This window comes from Campylobacter lari subsp. concheus (assembly GCF_008245025.1).
Classification (GTDB): domain Bacteria; phylum Campylobacterota; class Campylobacteria; order Campylobacterales; family Campylobacteraceae; genus Campylobacter_D; species Campylobacter_D concheus.
Genome location: NZ_CP043426.1, coordinates 1,376,006 through 1,396,422, shown reverse-complemented (window position 1 = coordinate 1,396,422; position 20,417 = coordinate 1,376,006). Strand labels below are relative to the sequence as shown.

The following is a 20,417-nucleotide window of genomic DNA, read 5'->3' as shown; positions in this document are numbered from 1 at the left end:
TTAAAAAGGGAGAAATATGAAAAAAAATATTGTGTTTTTTGAAGTTAGAGGTGGTAGCGATAAAGGTGAGGATGGCCATAGAAAAGATACTATGCCTATGGTAAATGCTTTAAAAGGACAAGGTTGGAATGCTGAAGTTATCTTTTTTGAAGTAGAGAAAAAAGATGAAATTTATGAATATGTAAAAAACAATGCTGATGCTTATGTTTCTAGAATCAACCCAGGAAATTTAAAAGAAGAAAATGAGTATTTTGATATGCTCAGAAAACTTTGTGCAAATGGAGTTATAGGTATGCCTCATCCTGATGCGATGATAGGATATGGCGCTAAAGATGCACTTACTAAGCTTAATAAAACAGCTTTAGTACCTGAAGATACTTATGCATATTATGATATTAAAACTTTTAAAGAAAGTTTCCCAAAAACTTTAGCAAAGGGTGAGAGGGTTTTAAAACAAAATCGTGGCTCAACAGGTGAGGGAATTTGGCGTGTGAGATTGATAGATGAGCTACCAGCAGGAACTGTGAGCGTACCATTGAGTACAAAAATCAAATGCACAGAAGCAAAAGATAATCACACAGAAGAAAGAGAACTTGGTGAGTTTATGGATTTTTGTGAGCAATACATTATAGGTGATAATGGTATGCTTGTAGATATGACTTTCTTGCCGCGTATTAAAGAAGGTGAAATTAGAATTTTAATGCTTTATCATACTCCAATTTATGTAGTGCATAAAAAGCCTGCAGAAGGTGCTGATGCATTCTCTGCTACGCTTTTCTCAGGTGCAAAATATAGATATGATGAGCCAAAAGATTGGCAAGAATTGGTAGATTGGTTTTTAGCAACCTTACCTGAAATTCGTTCAAAACTTGGAAATTATGATATTCCTTTGATTTGGACAGCAGATTTTATCTTAGATACAGATGAAAATGGTAAAGATAAATATGTTTTAGGTGAGATTAATTGCTCTTGTGTAGGATTTACTTCTCCTGCTGAATTTGTTGAGCCTATTGCTAAAAAAGTAGCTCAAAATATCATTAGTATTGTAAGTAAAAATTAACCCTTGTTTTAACAAGGGTTTTTTTAAAGCTCATTATGCTTTTAACTATACTTTATATTATCGGAATTACTGTTGATGCGATGACAGGAGCTATTGCTGCAGGAAGGCATAAAATGGATCTTTTTGGAGTAATATTTATAGCTTTAGTAACAGCTATTGGCGGAGGTTCTATTAGAGATATTTTACTTGATCATCATCCGCTAACTTGGATTAAAACTCCTGAATATGTGATTTTAATTTGTGTTGCAGCTATGATTACAACAAAAATTGCCAAATATGTTATAAGGCTTGAAAAACTTTTTTTGATTTTAGATGCTATAGGTTTGGTTGTTTTTAGTGTTTTAGGTGCACAAATTGCAATACAAATGGGGTATGGTTTTATAGTAGCTGTGAGTTCAGCTGTGATTACTGGTGTATTTGGTGGGATATTAAGAGATATATTGTGTGCTAGAATACCACTTGTATTTCAAAAAGAAATTTATGCAGGTGTTGCTATATTAACAGGTGCTTTGTATTATATATTGTATATTTTAGGTGTAGATGAGTTGTGGGTGATTCTTGCTTCATTGATTGTAGGAACCATAGCAAGACTTTTGGCTATATATTATGGTTTAAGTTTGCCTATATTTTCTTTTAAGGATGGAGAAAACAAAGAAAGTTGAAATTTTATCTTATAAACTCTTAAAGGATAAGCCTTATTATCTATGATATTTTCATAAAATATTACAATCTTGTCAGTAGGTAAAAATTTATTTATATTTTTTACTTTTAGAATATTTATTTGATGATTGGTATAAATTAAGCTTAGTTGTGAAAAATTGCTATTTATAATGTTTTTGTAATTAGAAGTTTAAAAGTGGTGACCCATACGAGACTCGAACTCGTGTTACCGCCGTGAAAGGGCGATGTCCTAACCGCTAGACGAATGGGCCAAACATTAAATAAGAAATGAAATTATATCTTATTTAATTTAAAAAAAACTTAATTATTTTACAAAGCGCAGATAAAAATAACCAAATACACCTGAAGCTAAGGAAGCTAGCAAAATAGCAAAATTATCCACAAAATTAAATATATCACTTACCTCATAAGCAAGAGCATCTATAAAAAAGCTCATAGTAAAACCTATACCTGTGAGTATACAAACTCCATAGAGTTGTTTAAAATTAGCATCTTTTGGTAGTTTTGCAAATTTAAATTTAATTGCCATGTAGGCAAAGCCAAATACACCTAGTTGTTTTCCAATAAACAAGCCTAAGAAAATCCCTACACTTACACCACTAAATAGCATATGTGCTTCAATTTTTGAAAGATCAACCCCTGCATTGGCAAAAGCAAAAAGTGGTAGTATTATAAAAGCTATCCAAAATTTTAAACCATGCTCGATTTCTTCTAATAAAGCATGGTTGTTTTTTGTAAATACAGGTATAAATAAAGCTGTGATGATACCCGCTAAAGTTGCATGTACTCCACTTTTTAACACACTAAGCCAAAGCAATGCTCCAAGTATATAATAAAATGATTTTCTTTCATTGCCCAAGCGATTGAGTAAAAACAAACCTACAATACAGCAAAAGGCAACAAAAAAAGCTAAAGTAGAAAGCTCTCCTGTATAAAAAATAGCAATGATTAAAATAGCTCCTACATCATCAAAAATCGCTAAAGATACTAAAAATATTTTTAAAGAACTTGGTATGCGTTGTTTTAGCATTGCAAGTATAACTAGAGCAAATGCAGTATCAGTTGCAGTAGGTATAGCCCAACCTTTTAAAACATAAGCATCGTTAAAATTGATAGCGCAAAATATCAAAGCAGGCACAACTATACCGCCTATAGCAGCCATTAAGGGTAGGGTGATATTACTAAGAGTTTTAAACTCTCCTTGAACAAATTCTTTTTTTAATTCAAGTCCTATGGCAAAGAAAAAGATTGCAATAAGGCCATCATTGATCCACAATAAAGAAGGCTTAAAAAGTTCCCAAGCACCCACTTTTACACCCATTTCTACACTTAAAAAATCCATATAGTGTTGTCCATAAGGACTATTTTTAAGTAGCAAGGCAAAGATCGTTGCTAATAAAAGCAACAATCCTCCTAAAATTTCAAATGATAAAAAGTTTTGGAAACTTTTCAATTTCATTTTTTAAAACTATAAATAAGTTTTAAGTAAGCATATCCAACTATAGCGCTTAATAATGAAGCTACTAAAATTGCAAGTTTGTCTGAATATGCAAAAATATCACTATTTTGATAAGCTAGGCCATCTATAAAAAAGCTCATAGTAAAACCTATACCTGTGAGTATACAAACCCCGTAAAGTTGTTTGAAATTAACATTTTGTGGAAGTTTTGCTAGTCCTAGTTTTATACTAATATATGAAAATAAAAATACTCCAATTTGTTTTCCTAAAAATAATCCTAAAATAATACCTAAGCTAACCGAAGAAAACATAAAGCTTGGATCCATATCTTTTAAATCAACACCTGCATTGGCAAAAGCAAAAATAGGCAAGATGAAATAACTCACCCAAGGTGCTAAGTCATGTTCTATTTCTTTTAAAAAAGACTCACCACTTTTTGTTTGAAGTGGTATAAATAAAGCAGTAATCACACCTGCCAAAGTTGCATGCACCCCACTTTTTAACATGCTTATCCAAAATACTATAGCTATGATGATATAAAAAGATTTTTTAGTAACATGGAAGTGATTTAACAAATAAAGCGCTAGAATACATACTAAAGCAGCAATCATAGCAAAAACTGAAAGTTCGCTTGTATAAAATAAAGCAATTACAATAATCGCGCCTAAATCATCAAAAATAGCTAAAGAAAGTAAGAATAATTTTAAAGAAGTAGGCACTCTTTTGCCTAAAAGCATTAAAATACCAACAGCAAAAGCTACATCAGTAGCCGTTGGTATAGCCCAACCTTGCAAAGCAAAAGGATCTTTATAGTTAAAAAACGCGAAAATCAAAGCAGGTATTATCATACCGCCAAGTGCAGCAAATACAGGTAAAGACATAGCCTTTATACTATTGAGTTGCCCTCTTGTTACTTCATATTTTAATTCAAGTCCTATTGCAAAGAAAAAGATTGCAATAAGACCATCATTAATCCATAAAAGTAAAGGTTTGAAAATTTCTAAACTTCCAGCTTGAAAGCCAAAAGGAATATTTAAAAAGTTGGTATATTGATCCGTTAAAGAACTATTTTGTAAAATTAGTGCAAGTGCGGTAAAAAATATTAGTAAAACACCGGGGAAAGTTTCACTTTTAACAAAGGTTTGAAGTCTTTGCATAAATAGCCTTTTTAAATTTTTATTAACGGTGTTATTTTAACATAAAAAGGCTTGAAATTTAAAGTTTAAGCAGAAAAACTGCTTAAACAGGTATAACGCGTATATTTGGACTAAGTTCTTCTTGTAAGATATTTTCTATAGCATATAAAGTTGCACCACTCCCGCTTGAGCAGCCGCTACATGCTCCAAGATAACGTATGTATATATCTATATTTTTATTGTCACTTTTTTGAATATCAATTACTTCTAAATCTCCACCATCACCATGTAGCATAGGACGCACATCGTTATCTAAAACAGCCTCTACTGCTTTTAGTTGCTTAACCATGGTCATATCATCAAAAGCAATATCTGTTTTGCTTTGATCTTTTAACTTTTCTCTTTCCATTTCAGCCCTAGTTTCAGCTAAAATATCTACAAGATAATAATCTTTTTTCTCATGTCCTCCAGGCTTAACACAAGATTTGCAAAAAGCACCTGCTTTAGTAAATTGCGTTATTTCTTCTACTGTATGTAAATCATTTAGTTTAATTACTTCTTTGATGGTTCCAAGGCTTACCCTAGCACACTCACAAACTATGATTTGATCTTCAAAATCCTCAGGATTAACACCTTTATAATGCGCTGCAGCTTGTTTGATAACATCATAAGCCATAACTGAACAGTGCATTTTTTGCGGTGGAACTGCAGGAGTTTCAGGGTTATCTCTCATAGCAAATTCAACATCTAAATTTGTAATTTTTACAGCCTCATCTACGGTTTTACCTATACAAAGATCAACCATAGTATCACTACTTGCTATTGCTGTACCACAGCCAAAGCTTTTAAATTTAGCATCAATGATTTTATCAGTTTTTTCATCTACTAACCAATAAAGCCTAACCGCATCACCACAGCTTTCAGCTCCAAAATCCGCAACAATAAGTTTTGCATTTGCTTTTTGTGCATCTTCTTGTGTGAATTCGCCCATATGTTGAGGGTTATTCATTCTATCTTGTACTTTTTGAGAATACTCATCCCAAATTGATCCGCCAATTAAATTATTCTTTGCCATTTTTTATCCTTTAAATATTTTCAGGCTTATATGCATAAGTACTTGAGATTGCTCTAAGTCTTTGTGTTGCTTTTTTTATTTGCTCTGCTGCATAATCAATTTCATCTTCTGTGTTAAATCTTGATAAAGAAAGTCTTAAAGCAGTATGAGCTAAATCATTTTCAGCACCAATTGCTTCCATGATAGGATTACTCTCAAGTGCTTCGCTAGCACAGGCTGAACCAGTGCTTGCTGCTATACCATTTTTGTTTAAATCCCAAAGCATAGCCTCGCCTTCTACACCTTTAATGCTTGCCAAGATGGTATTAGGAACCCTTCTTGATCTATCTCCAACTACGCTTGTATCAGGCATAGCTAAAATTAAATCTTCTAATTTATCTCTTAATCTTCTAATGTGTGAGTTTTCAAAATCAAGCATAGTATTTGCAATTCTTAAAGCTTCTGCCATTGCTATAATATATGGCACATTTAAAGTTCCACTTCTTCTACCACCCATATGCTCACCACCATGTAAAAGCGGAGTTAATTCTATATCCTTTTTAATATAAAGTCCACCTACACCTTTTGGACCATGGAATTTATGTGCAGAAAATGAAGCAAAATCAACCCCAGCTTTTGCAAAATTTACCTTGATTTTCCCAACAGCTTGAGTTGCATCAGTATGAAATAATGCTCCATATTCATGAGTAATTTGAGCCATTTCTTCTATGGGAAAAATCATACCAGTTTCATTATTTGCCCACATAATGCTTACTAGGGCAGTTTTATCTGAAATAGCCTCTTTTAGATCTTTTACACTAGAAACACCCTCATGATCAACGCCAAGTTCTATGACTTTTACTCCTAAAGATTTTAAAAACATAGCACTAGCTGCTACTGCAGGATGTTCTACACTAGAAATAATTACTTCATTTCTATCGCTATTTAAAATTCTATCAAAATACACACCTTTTAATACCCAATTAATACTCTCTGTGGCACAGGAAGTGATTATGATATCATCTAAATCACTTGCCCCAAGTCCCGCATAAAGTTTATCCATAGCTTCTTTTAAAGCAGGGTGGGTTGCACTACCCCATTGATGAAGGCTGTTTGGATTGCCATAATGTTCTTTTAAAAAAGGTTTCATAAGCTCATAAGCTTCTGGTGCAAGTTGTGTTGTTGCATTATTATCTAAATATACTTTCAAAATTACACTCCTTTAATTAGGATAATTTTTATCTTTTTTGTTAATATACACTAAAATGTTAAATTTAACATTAAATCAAATGGATTTAACTTATGTAAAATTTTTTATTATTTTAGCACAAGTTAAGCCATTGCATTTAAATATGAGTGTAAAATTTTATTAATGCTTGCTTGTCTTTTGCGATTTTCTAAAAATTGAGTATCTAAAAGTTCTTTTTGAGTATTAATTTTTTCAAGATCGATATTAGAATCATTTTGATTAAACTCTTTTTTTAAAGCTTCAAAATCTTTGCTAATTTGTTCGCTATAAAGACTATAAATAGAACTTGAATTAGCAAATTCTTGCATGTTAATACTGTGTTGATAGTTAATGTATTGTTGAAAGAAAACTGAAAGTTTATCTTCTGTGGTGTTGTTTTTATCTACTCCATTGATATATAAATATAAATCAAAACTCATTTTTTCTTTATTGCTTTCACTTAGATAATCTTGCATACTCATTTGACCCTTCATGAGTTTTTCAAAATTTACATTAGAAGATATATCTAACTCAATAGGAGTTAAAAAGAAATTAGCCTTTTGATTATTTTGTTCTTTTAAATCATGATAAATATAATTAAGCAATAATCCACTTTTAGAAACTTCGCCTTGTCGGTTTAGATAAGGTCTTATGATAGGATTACTAGCTGTGTTTTCAATGCTTGCATTGAATGCAAAGTCTCCTATTTTATTATCAAGCATTAAGGTATTTAGGTTTTTATTTGTTTCTTTTGCATTTTGTAAACTTTTGGCATTTTCATAAACTTTTAAAATTTTTCCTTCATAAGTATAGCTATAACCTTGATTTAATTCTGAAATTTGTGCTTTACTTAAAAAATTATTATCATTTTTTTGAAATTCATGATTGATGGTTTTTAGCGTATTATGATAGGTGTTTAAAAGTCTTGGTAAGTCTATTTTGTTATAGTTTAAATTTTCATCAAGCTTTATAAGTTGTTTTGAAATTTCTCTTATACTTTTTATATTAATATCATAATCAAGAGGCAAAGCAGCTGTTTTATTAAGATCTTTTTCAAAAAAACCTTGCTCATTGATTCTAAAACCAAACTCGCTTGCATAACTTACTTCATAGTCTAAATTAGAACCTTTTATATCAAGTAAATCACTTTTAATATTAGTATTTTCTTTTTTTTCTTCCGCGTGTCCAGTCTTTGCAAAAGGATAATTTGCAAAATTCTGATACGGATTGACATTAGAATTTACAAACATAACTCTTCTCTTCAAAAATATTGCTTAGCTTTAAAAAAGCAAAAGCTATGCCAAAATTTTTGAATCGAAGAGAAAAATTAAGCGTAAATGTCAAGCAATCCTGAACTAGTGCTAGGAGTAGTAGTTGGAGCAGGGTTTGCATTTACGCCTTCAAGTACTTGCATTACTGCATTTTCATTGGCTTCTATGGTTTTTTTCATCATAGTAGTTGCAATGTTAAGCATTAAACTTGCTTGGTTGTTAATAACTTCGCCCATAACATACTCCTTTTGTTTGGATTGGTAGTATTATCGGCAAAGTTTGATTAATATTAAGCTATATTATAAATTTTTGATAAGTAGTGATTGTGAGTGTTTTCTTTTGCTTCAAGCATATCGATATAGTTTTTAAACTTATCCATATCTTTAAAAAGATTTTTCATGGTAGCGTTAATTTCGCTAGAAAAATTTTGAAGATTGCTTTGTGTTTTTAAATATCTTTCTATTTGATAAATTCTAGCGATTTCTCTTTCATACTCATCTTGAGTTATTCTTTTTGCACTAAATTCTGCATTTAGTATTTTTTTATCATTGATAATAAATGATTTTTTTTGATTGTTGATTTTAAATTCAACGATAAATTCTTCTTTTGAATTAATAATTTTTAAGTATTTTAATTTAGCTTTATTTTCTAATAAAAGATAACTTATACACTCTAAAAACATATGTGTAAAAATTTCTCTTTCAAAGATATTTTGACAAATATCAGTGTATTTTAAACCTAAGCTTTGTTGATGATCTAAAAAAGCTATATTTGACATGATCCATCCTTTTTTCATGACTTTTTATCGTAAAAAAAGCAAAAATCATTCCAATTATTGCGTATCAATCATCTTTAGCATATTGATAGTATCTTCAAATTCAAAACTTTCTTCAGGATTTTGACTAAGAAACTGTTGCATAAAGTCTTTTTTAGCGATAGCCTGATCAAGTTCTTTATCAGTGCCTTTTTGGTAAGCACCAATTCTAAGTAAAACCTCATTTTCTTTAAGCAAAGAATTTAAACGTTTGAATTTTCTAGCAGCTAGCTTATGTTCATCACTAATAATATCACCCATAACCCTTGAGGCTGAATTTTGTATATTTATAGGTGGATAAATTCCAAAGTCAGTAAGTTCGCGACTAAGCACTATATGGCCATCAAGTATTGATCTACTTTGATCAGCTATTGGATCACTCATATCATCTCCATCAACTAAAACGGTAAAAAATGCTGTTATGGTGCCTTTGCCTTCTTCTTTTCCTGCACGTTCCATAAGCTGAGGTAAAAGACTTAAAACACTTGGTGGATAACCTTTTGTTGTAGGAGGCTCACCTAGAGCTAGACCTATTTCTCTTTGAGCCATAGCAAAACGCGTTACACTATCCATGATAAATAATACATCTTTACCTTGTTCTTTAAAATACTCAGCCACACTCATAGCGCAAAATGCTCCGTATTTTCTCATCAAAGCACTATCATCACTTGTTGCAACGATGATGACAGTATCATCAAGTTTACCACCAAGATTTTTTTGTATAAATTCGGGAATTTCTCTACCACGCTCACCGATTAAAGCTATGACTTTAATGGGAGCTTTGGAATTTTTTACTATCATGCCCATAAGGGTTGATTTGCCAACCCCACTTCCTGCAAAAATCCCAAGCTTTTGTCCTACCCCACAAGTTAAAAGTGCATCTATTGTTTTAACACCTACTGGAAAAACTTCCTCTATCAAACCTCGTTTCATTGCATCAATAGGTGCGCGCATAATAGGCATAAATTTACTTGCCTCAATAGGTCCTTTGCCATCTTTTGGTCGCATAAAAGGATCAACCACTCTTCCTAAAAGTTCATCACTAACTCCTATTTGCATGCCCGCATCATTAATAAAAGCACGATCACCTATTTTAAAACCTTCCACAAAGCCAAAAGGACTCAAATAGCTTAAATTCTCATCTACTTCTACCACCATAGCCATAGCTTCTTTACTCTCATCCTCGCTAGAGACTATTTTAATGATATCTCCTATGCTAGTTTTTAAACCATTTATTTCTATGCTAGTGCTTGAAATTTTAGTAATTTGTCCAAAAACACTGGTAAGATTTTGTGAAGCAATTTTACTACGAAGTTTTTCTAAACCCATTAAAATCTAACCTGTTTTGCTGAGTTAATTAAGGTAAAAAATTCTTTTCTTGTTTTTTCACTTTTTAAAAAGCTACCCCTTAGTGCTGAAGTGCTAGTAGTAGAATTTGCCTTTTGCACCCCACGCATTTCAACACACATATGTCTTGCTTCAATAACCACCCCAACACCTTTTGCACCTACATGTTCCATTAATGCTTCTGCGATTTGTTCTGTGAGTTGTTCTTGAATTTGTAAGCGTCTTGCAAAAACTTCTACAAGACGTGGGATTTTACTAAGTCCTACGACTTTTTTATCTGGTATATACGCAACATGCACGCGCCCAAAAAAAGGTAAAAGATGATGCTCACAAAGACTATAAAATTCTATATCTCTTACTAAAACCATTTCATTGTTTGAACTTTCAAATAAGGCATCATTTAGTATTTGTTTTGGATCTTGTTTATAACCACTATTTAAAAATTCAAAAGCCTTAAAAACTCTAGTAGGAGTTTTTAAAAGCCCTTCTCTTTGTGGATTTTCCCCGATAATCTCTAACATATTTTTTACTGATTGTTCAAATTTTTCTTGCATTTTTTCTCCATCAAAAATTAAAATTTTAACATATTTTTATTTTTATATAAAGTGATAAGGAAAATTTTGGTATATTATCAAAAAATTTTATTTAAAAAGGGAAAATATTATGGAAGTTACAGCAAAACTAATTGATTTTGCAAATGCAAATGCTACTGTGAAAATTGCTCAAGGAGCTATTAAAGCAGAAGTTGAAAAATTAGCTAAAAAAGCGTCTAAAACTATGAAAATGGATGGTTTTAGAGCAGGAAAAGTTCCTGTTGCTGCTATACTTAAAAGATATGAAAAAGAGCTTACAAGAGATGCGGAGCAAGATCTTTTAAGAAATGCTGTAGATGGTGCTTTAAAAGAAGTTAAGAAAGACGCAAAAGATTTAGTAGGTGAGCCATATTTTGAAAAATTTGATAGAAAAGATGGTGCTATTGAGGCTCAAATGGTATTATCTTTTAGACCAGAAGTAAAATTAGATGGATATGAAGAGCTAGTTCCAACTTATAATACACCAAAAGTAACTCAAAAAGAAATTGATGCAAAAAAAGAAGAATTATTAAAAAGATTTGCTACTCCTGAAGCTATCAAAGAAGATAGAGCCTTAAAAGAAGGTGATTTTGCAAAATTTGATTTTGAAGGCTTTGTTGATGGTAAAGCTTTTGATGGTGGAAAAGCTCAAAATTATGTTTTAGAAATTGGCTCAAAACAATTTATACCTGGATTTGAAGAAGGTATGATTGGTTTAAAAATAGGTGAGGAAAAAGATATTAATGTAACTTTTCCAAAAGAATATGGTGCAACACACTTAGCAGGTAAAGATGCGGTATTTAAAGTAAAATTACATGAAATTCAAGAACTTAAACTACCTGAATTAAATGAAGAGCTTTTAAAAAGCTTGTTGCCTGAAGAAAAAGAGCCAAGTGTTGAAAAATTAGAAGCAAAATTAAAAGAGCAATTAAAAAATGAAAAAATCTTTAAACTTATCAACGATGAGCTTAAAAATCAATTTGCAGAAGCTTTGGTAGCTAAATTTGACTTTGTTTTACCAAAAAATATAGTAGAACAAGAAACGGATATGCAATTTAGAAGTTCTTTAAGAAATTTAAGCGAAGAAGAATTAAAAGAATTTAAAGATGAAGCTAAATATAAAGAAAAAAGAGAAAGTTTTAAAGAAGATGCGCAAAAAAGCGTAAAATTAACTTTCATTATAGATGAGCTAGCAAAACTTAGAAATGTTACAGTAAGTGATCAAGAATTAATCCAAGCGATTTATTTTGAAGCTTATAGATATGGTTTTAATCCACAAGAACATCTAGATAATTACAAAAAACAAGGTGCATTGCCTGCCATTAAAATGTCTTTAATCGAAGAAAAACTTTTTGCTGATATTTTCAAAAAAAATGACAAGAAAAAAACTGAAAAAGAAAGTGAAAAATAATGAGCTCATACATACCTTATGTGGTTGAAAAAACAAGCAGAGGCGAAAGAAGTTATGATATTTATTCAAGACTTTTAAAAGATAGAATTATCATGCTAAGTGGCGAGATTAATGATGATCTTGCTGCTTCTATTGTAGCTCAGCTTTTGTTTTTAGAAGCTGAAGATCCTCAAAAAGATATTTATCTTTATATTAACTCACCAGGTGGGGTTGTAACCAGTGGATTTAGTATTTATGATACGATGAATTATATTAAAGCTGATGTAAGTACTATTTGTATTGGTCAAGCTGCATCAATGGGTGCATTTTTGCTTAGTTGCGGTGCTCCAGGGAAAAGATTTGCTTTACCAAATTCAAGAATTATGATCCATCAACCACTAGGTGGAGCAAGAGGGCAAGCAACTGATATAGAAATTCAAGCAAAAGAAATTCTAAGATTAAAAGCGATTTTAAATGATATTTTGGCTAAAAATACCAAACAAAAACTCTCTAAAATAGAAAAAGACACTGATAGAGACTTTTTTATGAGTGCTGTAGAAGCTAAGGAATATGGCTTAATTGATAAGGTTTTGGAAAAAAGTTTTAAATAAGGAAAAGCATAGCAATGTTAGATGATGATTTATTTGCTGATTTAAATTTAAGTAGTGATCCAACTCCAGCCAAAGAAGCTTCAAAAATTCAAAAAATTAGTGGAGGTGAATTTGAAAAATTTGCAAAGTCTATTTTGACTGAGCTTGTAAAAGATAATGTACCTCCAACACCGACTAATTATGGAGTTTATTTTCAAAAAATGCTTGAAGAACGTCCGGTAGTTTTTAAGAAAAAAGTTAGCGAGATTATGGAATTTGAACAAAATGATGATGGTATCAAACGTGCAAATATAGAACAAGAAATCAAAAAAAGTTTTAGTTCTACTTCGGCATTATTGCAATACATTGCTATGATTTATAGACATCTTGAAACAGTTAAAGATATGTTAAGAAGACGTAATTCAGAACTTGCTATTAGTACAGGAAATTTGGCTGTTTCTAATGTAATTCACGCTCTTGAAGCAGATCTTTCAAGGTTTTCTAGTATTTTAGATAAATATTCAGATGAGATTAAAGAAAGTTTTGATGAGGTTAGACAAACTTATAAACATATAGAAGAGCAAAGTGATTTTGACTCTAAATTTGGAGTTTATAACAAAAAATATTTTTTAGAAAATTTAGAAAAAAGCATTGAAAGTAATGCAAAATATAATTACCATACTTCCTTAATATTTTTTAGAGCAAAAGAAGAAATTCTTGAGCAAACTTATACTCAAAAAGAAAAAAATGCTTTTTTAAAAGGTGTGTGTAGAATTTTTAGTAAAAATGTCTCTTCAAGCGATATAGTAGCCCATTGTGGAAACAATATTTTTGCTATGATGATTTCTCATACAAATTTAGAAAAAGCACAAGAAATATGTAATAAAATTTTAGAATCTTTAGGAAATTCAAATTTTTTCCTAGCAGATAAAGAAATAGATGTAGATGTTGAAGTGGCTATAAGTGCTGTTAATCAAGATAGCAAGAGTGAAGAATTAATAGAAAAATGCATTGAAGCTTTAAAAGATTCAGGAAAAAATTTAGAACCCTTTATAATAGTGGAAAAAGAAAAATGATAAGAAAGATAATTACCTATCCTAATCCAAGATTATTTTTAGAGTCAAAAAAAGTAGAAAATTTTGATAAAGATTTGCATATACTTTTAGATGATATGTATGAGACAATGATAGCTAATAAGGGTGTAGGCTTGGCTGCTATTCAAGTTGATATGCCAATTAGAGCTTTGCTTGTAGATATTGGTGATGAAGAAGGTGAGCAAAAAGAAGACAAGCAAACTCTTTTAGAAATTATTAATCCTATTATAACACCTTTAGATGATGAAAAAATTTCTTGCAATGAAGGTTGTTTAAGCATACCAGGTTTTTATGAAGATGTAATGCGTTATAAAAATATACAACTTGATTATCAAGATAGGTTTGGAAAGCCACAAAGTTTGCAAGCGCATGATTTTTTAGCAGTGGCTATTCAACATGAAGTTGATCATCTTGATGGACATTTGTTTATAGAAAAACTTTCTTTTTTAAAACGCCAAAAATTTGATAAAGACTTTAAGAAAAAATCCAAAAAGAACAAATGAAAAAACTAAAATGTGCAAGTTTTTCTACAGAGCTTGATATTATCGATGTAGAATCAACTTTCACAAGAGGTTTGCCAGGTTTTAGTATAGTGGGTCTTGCAAATTCTACCATTAAAGAAAGTACAGAAAGAGTTAAGGCAACTTTACTAAGTCAAAATTTCAATTTCCCAGCACAAAAAATCACTATCAATCTTAGTCCATCAGATATCCCTAAAAATGGCTCTCATTTTGATTTGGCTATTGCGATTTTGATTTTATTTCAAAAAGAAAATTTAGATGACTTTTTTGTTTTTGGAGAACTTGGTTTAGATGGGAGTATTAAAAGTACTGCTAGTTTATTTTCTATCTTGCTTTTTTTAAGTGCAAAAGTACAAAATGCCAAAGTAGTAGTACCAAAAGCTATTGCACAAAAAGCTTCGATGATACCTAACTTAACAATCTATGCTTTGGAAAATTTAGCTCAAGCTATGGATTTTTTTAAAGAAAAAAATTATGAGAATTATCATATAAATAATGCTCATCCTTTGTTTGAAAATGCCATAGAAATTAATAATCAAAAATATATAAAAAATTCTATTTACCCTTATGATTTTAAAGAAGTTAAGGGTCAAGAAAATGCTAAATTTGCTTGTATAATAGCAGCTTTGGGTATGCATAATATTTTATTTGAAGGTAGTCCAGGTAGTGGTAAAAGTATGTGTGCTAAAAGACTTCCTTTCATCATGCCACCGCAAAGTTTGAAAGAAATTTTAGCTCAAAATGCCTATAAATCATTAAATTCTTTAGACGATGATTTTAGTGCTAGTAGGGTTTTTAGAAGTCCTCATCATACAAGTACTAGGGCTAGTATTTTTGGTGGAGGAACCAAAAATGCCAAGATAGGAGAAATAGCACTTGCAAATGGAGGAGTTTTGTTTTTTGATGAGTTTCCCCATTTTTCAAAACAAATCATAGAAAGTTTAAGAGAGCCGCTAGAGGATTTTAAAATTCTTATTTCAAGAGTTAATACTAAAGTGATTTATGAAACTAAATTTTTATTTGCTTGTGCACAAAATCCTTGTCCTTGTGGAAATTTATTTTCTAAAAGTCTTGTATGTCGTTGCCAAGAGATAGAAATTAAAAAATATAAAAATAAAATTTCATCTCCTATTTTAGACAGAATTGATCTTTATGTAGCTATGGATGAGATTTCGCATGAAGATAAAACAAGTTTAAGCTCTGAACAGATGGGTGAAATGGTTTTTAAAGGATTTTTATTTCAAAAGCAAAGAAAACAAGAAGAATTTAATGCTAAATTAAATGATGAACAGCTGAAACAATTTTGTATTTTAGATTCTACTGCGAATGAAATTTTACAAAAGGCTATAAATTCATATAATCTTTCTCAAAGAGGGGTAAATAAAACCATAAAAGTGGCAAGAACCATTGCAGATTTAGAGCAAAGTGAGTTGATCTTAAAAACTCATATTTTAAAAGCATTAAGTTTTAGAATGAGAACTACATAGGAGAAAAAATGGATAACAAAAGTGTGGCAATCTTTATTGATGCAGAAAATATTCCTTCAAAATATGCAAAATCTATTTTTGATATCGCTTCTGATTATGGAGAAATTGTTATAAAACGAATTTATGGAGATTGGACACAAAAAAATATACAAAACTGGAAAGAACAAATCGCACAATATTCTATCATCGCTATGCAACAATTTAATTTTATAGCTAATAAAAACTCAAGTGATATGTATTTAATCACTGAGATTATGAGTTTTTTTTATGAAAAAGATATTGATATTTTTGTCATTGTTTCAAGTGATAGTGATTATACTAGTTTAATCCAAAGGCTTAAAGAGGGCAAAAAGCAAGTTATAGGTATGGGTTTAAAACAAGCTGTAAAATCTTATGTGAATTCTTTTAGTGAATTTTTTTATTTAGATCAAGATGAATCTAAAGAAAAAATATTAAGCACTAAAGAATATATTAAAGATTTAATCAATATCACAGAAACCTTGATAGAAGAAAAAGGCCGTGCTGAATATGCTCAAATTCGCACCAATATGAATAGAAAGCACGCAAATTTTATCCCTCAAAATTTTGGTTTTAAAAATTTTAGAGCTTTAGTAAAAGAGTTTTTACCGCAAATGAAGCAATTTAAAGAAGGTAATGAAAAAAATATTTATTTTCTTATTGAAAAAATAAAGGCTTAAAAATGGAAAATATCTTGATAGCCTTTTTAGTTGTTGTAATTTTAGCTTTCATATGGTATGTGTTTAAAAGCCAAAAAGAAAAAGCAAAATTGGAGTTTTTAAACCAAAGTAATATAGCCTTGCAAAATCAACTTACTAATTTAGAGCTTGAAAAAACTACACTCATGGAAAAAAATTCCAAACTTTTAGATGAAAAAATATTATATTTATCTAAAAATGAGGCTTTAGAAGCAAAATTAGCTCAAAAAGAACAAACTCAGCAAGAACTTTTAAATATACATTTAAAAGAGCGTGCGAATTTAAAAGAAGAATATACTCAAACTTTAATAAAACTAGAAGAAAAATACAAACAAGGTTTAGTAGAATTAAAACAAGAATTAGAACAAAATTTACAAAAACAAAATGCTAATATTTTAAGCCAAAACAAACTTATGCTTAATGAAGATACAAAAAAAATCTTAGAAGAAATTTTCTTGCCTGTGAAAAAAAGTGTTAAAGAATACAATGAAAGACTAAATTCAAATGAAGTTAGTCTTAAAACTCATATTGATAATATGTTTAAATTTAGCCAAAATATGACAGAAAATGCAGATAGGTTAGCTAAAATTTTAAAGGGTGATAAAAAAATTCGTGGTAATTTTGCAGAATTGCAACTAAAATCAGTTTTAGAAAATAGTGGCCTAGTAGAGGGCGTGCAGTATAAATTGCAAGAGAGATTTCAAGATGAGGGTAAAACCTATATTCCTGATGCGGTTGTGTTTTTAGATAAACAAAAAAGTATAATCATTGATGCAAAATTTTCTTTGCCAAGTGATTTTACTTTTGAAGATATTAGTCAAAATACCTGTCTTGATTTAGCTTATAATCTAAAATCAAGGATTGATGAGTTAGCCAAAAAACCTTATATGCAGTATAATAAACACACTTATGAGTTTGTTTTGCTTTTTATACCTTATCAAAATATCCTGGATTTGATTTTAAATGTAGATCTTGAAATTTATCAATATGCTTATAAAAAAAAGGTTTATTTAACTACGCCAAATACTCTTTTTATGGCACTAAATACGATAAATATTTCATGGAAAAATATACAAAGTAATGAAAATATCCTAAAAGCTTTTGATGAGCTTGGCAAATTTCATGATAAATTTGCAGGTGTTTTAGATGATTTTGAAAAAATCAAAGAAAACATTAAAAGATTAAACACAAATGTAGATAATATGCAAACGAAGCTGACTCATGGAAGCGGGAATATCGCTTCAAGAGTGATAAAGCTTAAAGAGCTAGGTGCAAAAACCCAAAAGCTTATAAAATGTGAGATGAGTGATGAAAGCAGTATTTAAAGATAATATTTCTTATGAAAAAGAGTTGATTGAAAAAGGTTTGGATGAATTTTTAATGATGGAAAATGCAGGCATAGAGCTTGCAAATTTGATTAAGAAAAAAAGTAAAAAGCTAAAAAATCCCAAAATTTTATTTTTACTTGGTACTGGTGGAAATGGAGCCGATGGGCTTGTGGCTATAAGGCATTTAAAAAAAGCTTTTGCCTATGTTATGCCATATAAAAAAAGTACAATGTTTATCAAGCAAGAGCAAATTTTAAAAAATATAGGTTTTAATTTCTTAAAAAAAGAACCTAAATTTAAAGATTTTGACATTATAGTTGATTGTGTTTTTGGAAGTGGTTTAAATAAACCTTTAGATGAAAATTTACAAAGAATTTTTAAAAAAATTACTAAAAGCAAAACTTTAAAAATAGCTTGTGATATTCCTAGTGGTCTTGGACAAGAGCTATGTTTTAAGACTGATTACACTCTTTGTATGGGAGTGATTAAAGAAATTTTACTAGAAGATTTTGCAAAAGAATTTGTAGGTAAAATTAAAATTGCGAATTTGGGTTTAAAATCCTATATACAAAATACTTCAAGTTTTTTACTAGAAAAAAAAGATTTAAAGCTCATTGCAAAAAAAGCTAATTCAAATAAAGGTGATTTTGGCCATGTTTATATTTTTGCCAATAAAAGTGCAGGTACTCTAGCTGGACTTGGTGCTTTAGAGTTTGGAGCAGGGCTTGTATCTTTAGTAGCTAAAGAAAGTTTTTCGCCTTTGATTATGCTAAAAGATAATATTGAAAGCAAAATAAATGCAGCTGCTATAGGTATGGGACTTGATGATTTAAGTATTTTAAAAGATGAAAGATTAAAAAACATTCCTTTAGTCTTAGATGCAAATTGCTTTCAAAGTGAAAATTTACTTTCTTATCTTAATAGAGAAGATGTTGTTTTAACCCCTCATCCTAAAGAGTTTTCTATGCTTTTAAAACTTTGTTTTAATGAGGATGTAAATGTAGAAGAAATTCAAAATAATCGCTTTTTTTATGCAAGAAAATTTAGCTCTAAATTTCAATGTGTTTTGGTATTAAAAGGGGCTAATCCCATCATCACTCAAAAAGAAAAACTTTTTGTAGTAAATTGTGGCAATGAAGCTTTGGCAAAAGGTGGAAGCGGGGATGTGCTAAGTGGCATGATAGCAGCTTTGCTTGGAGCTAAATTTAATGCTTTAGAAGCTGCAAAAAATGCAGTATTAGCTCATGCTTTGGTGGCTAAAAATTATAAGAAAAATAAAATTAGTTTTGATGCTTTAAAATTAATAAAGGGGTTAAAATGCTTATAAAATTAGCAGTTTTATTTAGTGGTAATGGAAGTAATTTGGAAAATATTTTAGAAAAATTACATAAAAAAACTTTTGGTAAAAATACCTTTGAAGTAGTTTTATGTGTATGTAATAAAAAAGAAGCTTATGGTATACAAAGAGCTTTAAAATATGGTCTTGATACCAAGATCATAGAACATGAAAAATTTATTTCAAGAGAAGAATTTGACGCAGAATTAGTAAAAATTATAAAAGAAAGTCAAGCGGATTTGACTATCCTAGCAGGATTTATGCGAATTTTAAGTCCTGTTTTCACTCAAAATATAAAGGCTATTAATCTTCATCCTTCTTTGCTCCCTTTATTCAAAGGTGCTCATGCTATCAAAGAAAGCTATGAAAGCGATATGAAAGTTGCAGGCATTAGTGTGCATTGGGTTAATGAAGAACTTGATGGTGGTAAAATCATTGCTCAAAAAGCTTTTGAGAAGGCTAAGTTAAACTTTGAAGAGTTTGAAGATAAAATTCACCAGCTCGAACATATGCTTTTACCTGAAACTATTGTAAAAATTTTTGAAAATGATTAATTTTTAATCATTATAATTACGCTTTTGTTTAAGGAAAGTAAATGTTTGAATGGATTTTTAGTGTAGATGCTTGGGTGGTATTACTTACTCTTACAGCTTTGGAGATTGTGTTAGGGATTGACAATATCATTTTTCTAGCGATTTTAGTTTCTAAATTACCACCAGAACATAGAGATAAGGGTAGAATTTTAGGTCTTGCTTTTGCGATGATTACTAGAATTTTATTGTTATTGTCTTTATTTTGGGTGATGAAACTTGTCACACCTTTATTTAGCATATTAGGCAATGAAATTTCAGGTAGGGATTTGGTGCTTTTACTTGGAGGGTTGTTTTTAATAGTTAAGTCAATTAAGGAAATTAAAGAAAGTATAATGCACCAAGAGGAAAGTCAAAGCAATATAAAAATTAGCAATAAACTTTGGGTTGTAGTAGCTGAAATAGCCGTGATAGACATAGTATTTTCTCTTGATAGTGTTATTACTGCTGTGGGCATTGCTCAAGATATAGAGATTATGATTATTGCTGTTATTGTTGCAGTTTTAGTTATGCTTTTTGCTTCTAAACCAATTGCAGATTTTGTGGAAAAATATCCAAGTATTAAAATCTTAGCTTTGGCATTTTTAGTAATGATAGGCTTTGTTTTAGTATGTGAAAGTTTTGATATCCATATAGATAAAGTATATATTTATACAGCTATGGCTTTTTCTTTGATAGTTGAAATTTTAAACATCATTTCACAAAAAAAACAAACAAATAATTCTTAAAATATTTAGCATTTT

Annotated in this window: 21 protein-coding genes and 1 tRNA gene; 12 read left to right on the top strand and 10 right to left on the bottom strand. The window is 30.2% G+C overall.

Features of this window, described 5'->3' with window-relative positions:
• Positions 1–16: 16 nt before the first annotated feature.
• Positions 17–1,060, top strand: coding sequence for a Cj0069 family protein (locus CLCT_RS07230; RefSeq protein ID WP_149062717.1), 1,044 nt, complete (start codon positions 17–19; stop codon positions 1,058–1,060).
• 35 nt (positions 1,061–1,095) lie between these two features.
• Entirely contained in the window at positions 1,096–1,722 is a 627-nt protein-coding gene (locus tag CLCT_RS07225; protein ID WP_039629140.1) for a trimeric intracellular cation channel family protein, read from the top strand.
• A gap of 195 nt (positions 1,723–1,917) precedes the next feature.
• Here CLCT_RS07225 and CLCT_RS07220 read toward each other — a convergent pair.
• The 10 genes from CLCT_RS07220 to folE form a co-directional block, all read right to left on the bottom strand.
• Positions 1,918–1,992: transfer RNA gene (locus CLCT_RS07220), tRNA-Glu, on the bottom strand.
• A 53-nt stretch (positions 1,993–2,045) separates the two neighbouring features.
• Positions 2,046–3,200 carry a Na+/H+ antiporter NhaA gene (nhaA, locus tag CLCT_RS07215; RefSeq protein ID WP_039668926.1) on the bottom strand — a complete coding sequence of 385 codons (1,155 nt, stop codon included), beginning with the start codon at positions 3,198–3,200 and terminating at the stop codon, positions 2,046–2,048.
• Entirely contained in the window at positions 3,197–4,357 is a 1,161-nt protein-coding gene (gene nhaA, locus CLCT_RS07210) for a Na+/H+ antiporter NhaA (protein ID WP_039668925.1), read from the bottom strand. Before nhaA (CLCT_RS07210) ends, nhaA (CLCT_RS07215) begins: the two co-directional genes overlap by 4 nt.
• An 82-nt stretch (positions 4,358–4,439) precedes the next feature.
• Positions 4,440–5,411: a Fe-S cluster assembly scaffold protein IscU gene (locus tag CLCT_RS07205; RefSeq protein ID WP_039668924.1), complete on the bottom strand. Its 972-nt coding sequence runs from the start codon at positions 5,409–5,411 to the stop codon at positions 4,440–4,442.
• Between the two features lie 10 nt (positions 5,412–5,421).
• The gene (locus CLCT_RS07200; RefSeq protein WP_149062716.1) at positions 5,422–6,600 is read right to left on the bottom strand and encodes a NifS family cysteine desulfurase; all 1,179 of its coding nucleotides are present in this window, start codon (positions 6,598–6,600) and stop codon (positions 5,422–5,424) included.
• 122 nt (positions 6,601–6,722) lie between these two features.
• Positions 6,723–7,868, bottom strand: coding sequence for a Cj0814-related protein (locus CLCT_RS07195; RefSeq protein ID WP_149062792.1), 1,146 nt, complete (start codon positions 7,866–7,868; stop codon positions 6,723–6,725).
• Positions 7,869–7,945: 77 nt separating this feature from the next.
• Positions 7,946–8,125, bottom strand: coding sequence for a putative motility protein (locus tag CLCT_RS07190; RefSeq protein WP_149062715.1), 180 nt, complete (start codon positions 8,123–8,125; stop codon positions 7,946–7,948).
• Positions 8,126–8,178: 53 nt separating this feature from the next.
• Positions 8,179–8,667 carry a hypothetical protein gene (locus CLCT_RS07185; RefSeq protein ID WP_039668921.1) on the bottom strand — a complete coding sequence of 163 codons (489 nt, stop codon included), beginning with the start codon at positions 8,665–8,667 and terminating at the stop codon, positions 8,179–8,181.
• Positions 8,668–8,721: 54 nt separating this feature from the next.
• Positions 8,722–10,032 carry a flagellar protein export ATPase FliI gene (fliI, locus tag CLCT_RS07180; RefSeq protein ID WP_149062714.1) on the bottom strand — a complete coding sequence of 437 codons (1,311 nt, stop codon included), beginning with the start codon at positions 10,030–10,032 and terminating at the stop codon, positions 8,722–8,724.
• Positions 10,032–10,604 (bottom strand): GTP cyclohydrolase I FolE, encoded by a 573-nt coding sequence (gene folE, locus CLCT_RS07175; protein WP_012662169.1) that lies wholly within the window; start codon positions 10,602–10,604, stop codon positions 10,032–10,034. Before folE ends, fliI begins: the two co-directional genes overlap by 1 nt.
• Before the next feature lie 109 nt (positions 10,605–10,713).
• Between folE and tig the strand changes: the two genes are divergently transcribed.
• From tig to CLCT_RS07125, 10 genes are read left to right on the top strand one after another with little or no spacing between them, the layout of a single operon-like run.
• Positions 10,714–12,033 carry a trigger factor gene (tig, locus tag CLCT_RS07170; RefSeq protein ID WP_012662168.1) on the top strand — a complete coding sequence of 440 codons (1,320 nt, stop codon included), beginning with the start codon at positions 10,714–10,716 and terminating at the stop codon, positions 12,031–12,033.
• Complete coding sequence (clpP, locus tag CLCT_RS07165) at positions 12,033–12,623, top strand: ATP-dependent Clp endopeptidase proteolytic subunit ClpP (protein ID WP_087699173.1); 591 nt, start codon at positions 12,033–12,035, stop codon at positions 12,621–12,623. The genes tig and clpP overlap by 1 nt, the downstream gene beginning before the upstream one ends.
• Positions 12,624–12,637: 14 nt before the next feature.
• Positions 12,638–13,678, top strand: coding sequence for a GGDEF domain-containing protein (locus tag CLCT_RS07160; RefSeq protein WP_149062713.1), 1,041 nt, complete (start codon positions 12,638–12,640; stop codon positions 13,676–13,678).
• Positions 13,675–14,199, top strand: coding sequence for a peptide deformylase (gene def / locus CLCT_RS07155; protein ID WP_039668916.1), 525 nt, complete (start codon positions 13,675–13,677; stop codon positions 14,197–14,199). The genes CLCT_RS07160 and def overlap by 4 nt, the downstream gene beginning before the upstream one ends.
• Positions 14,196–15,704, top strand: a complete 1,509-nt coding sequence (locus CLCT_RS07150; RefSeq protein ID WP_149062712.1) for a YifB family Mg chelatase-like AAA ATPase — start codon at positions 14,196–14,198, stop codon at positions 15,702–15,704. Before def ends, CLCT_RS07150 begins: the two co-directional genes overlap by 4 nt.
• Positions 15,705–15,712: 8 nt before the next feature.
• Positions 15,713–16,402: an NYN domain-containing protein gene (locus tag CLCT_RS07145; RefSeq protein ID WP_149062711.1), complete on the top strand. Its 690-nt coding sequence runs from the start codon at positions 15,713–15,715 to the stop codon at positions 16,400–16,402.
• A gap of 2 nt (positions 16,403–16,404) precedes the next feature.
• Positions 16,405–17,745, top strand: coding sequence for a DNA recombination protein RmuC (locus tag CLCT_RS07140; RefSeq protein WP_149062710.1), 1,341 nt, complete (start codon positions 16,405–16,407; stop codon positions 17,743–17,745).
• Positions 17,729–19,075 (top strand): bifunctional ADP-dependent NAD(P)H-hydrate dehydratase/NAD(P)H-hydrate epimerase, encoded by a 1,347-nt coding sequence (locus tag CLCT_RS07135; RefSeq protein ID WP_070257293.1) that lies wholly within the window; start codon positions 17,729–17,731, stop codon positions 19,073–19,075. The genes CLCT_RS07140 and CLCT_RS07135 overlap by 17 nt, the downstream gene beginning before the upstream one ends.
• The gene (gene purN / locus CLCT_RS07130) at positions 19,066–19,638 is read left to right on the top strand and encodes a phosphoribosylglycinamide formyltransferase (RefSeq protein WP_149062709.1); all 573 of its coding nucleotides are present in this window, start codon (positions 19,066–19,068) and stop codon (positions 19,636–19,638) included. Before CLCT_RS07135 ends, purN begins: the two co-directional genes overlap by 10 nt.
• Positions 19,639–19,679: 41 nt before the next feature.
• Entirely contained in the window at positions 19,680–20,402 is a 723-nt protein-coding gene (locus CLCT_RS07125) for a TerC family protein (RefSeq protein WP_149062708.1), read from the top strand.
• Positions 20,403–20,417: the final 15 nt, after the last annotated feature.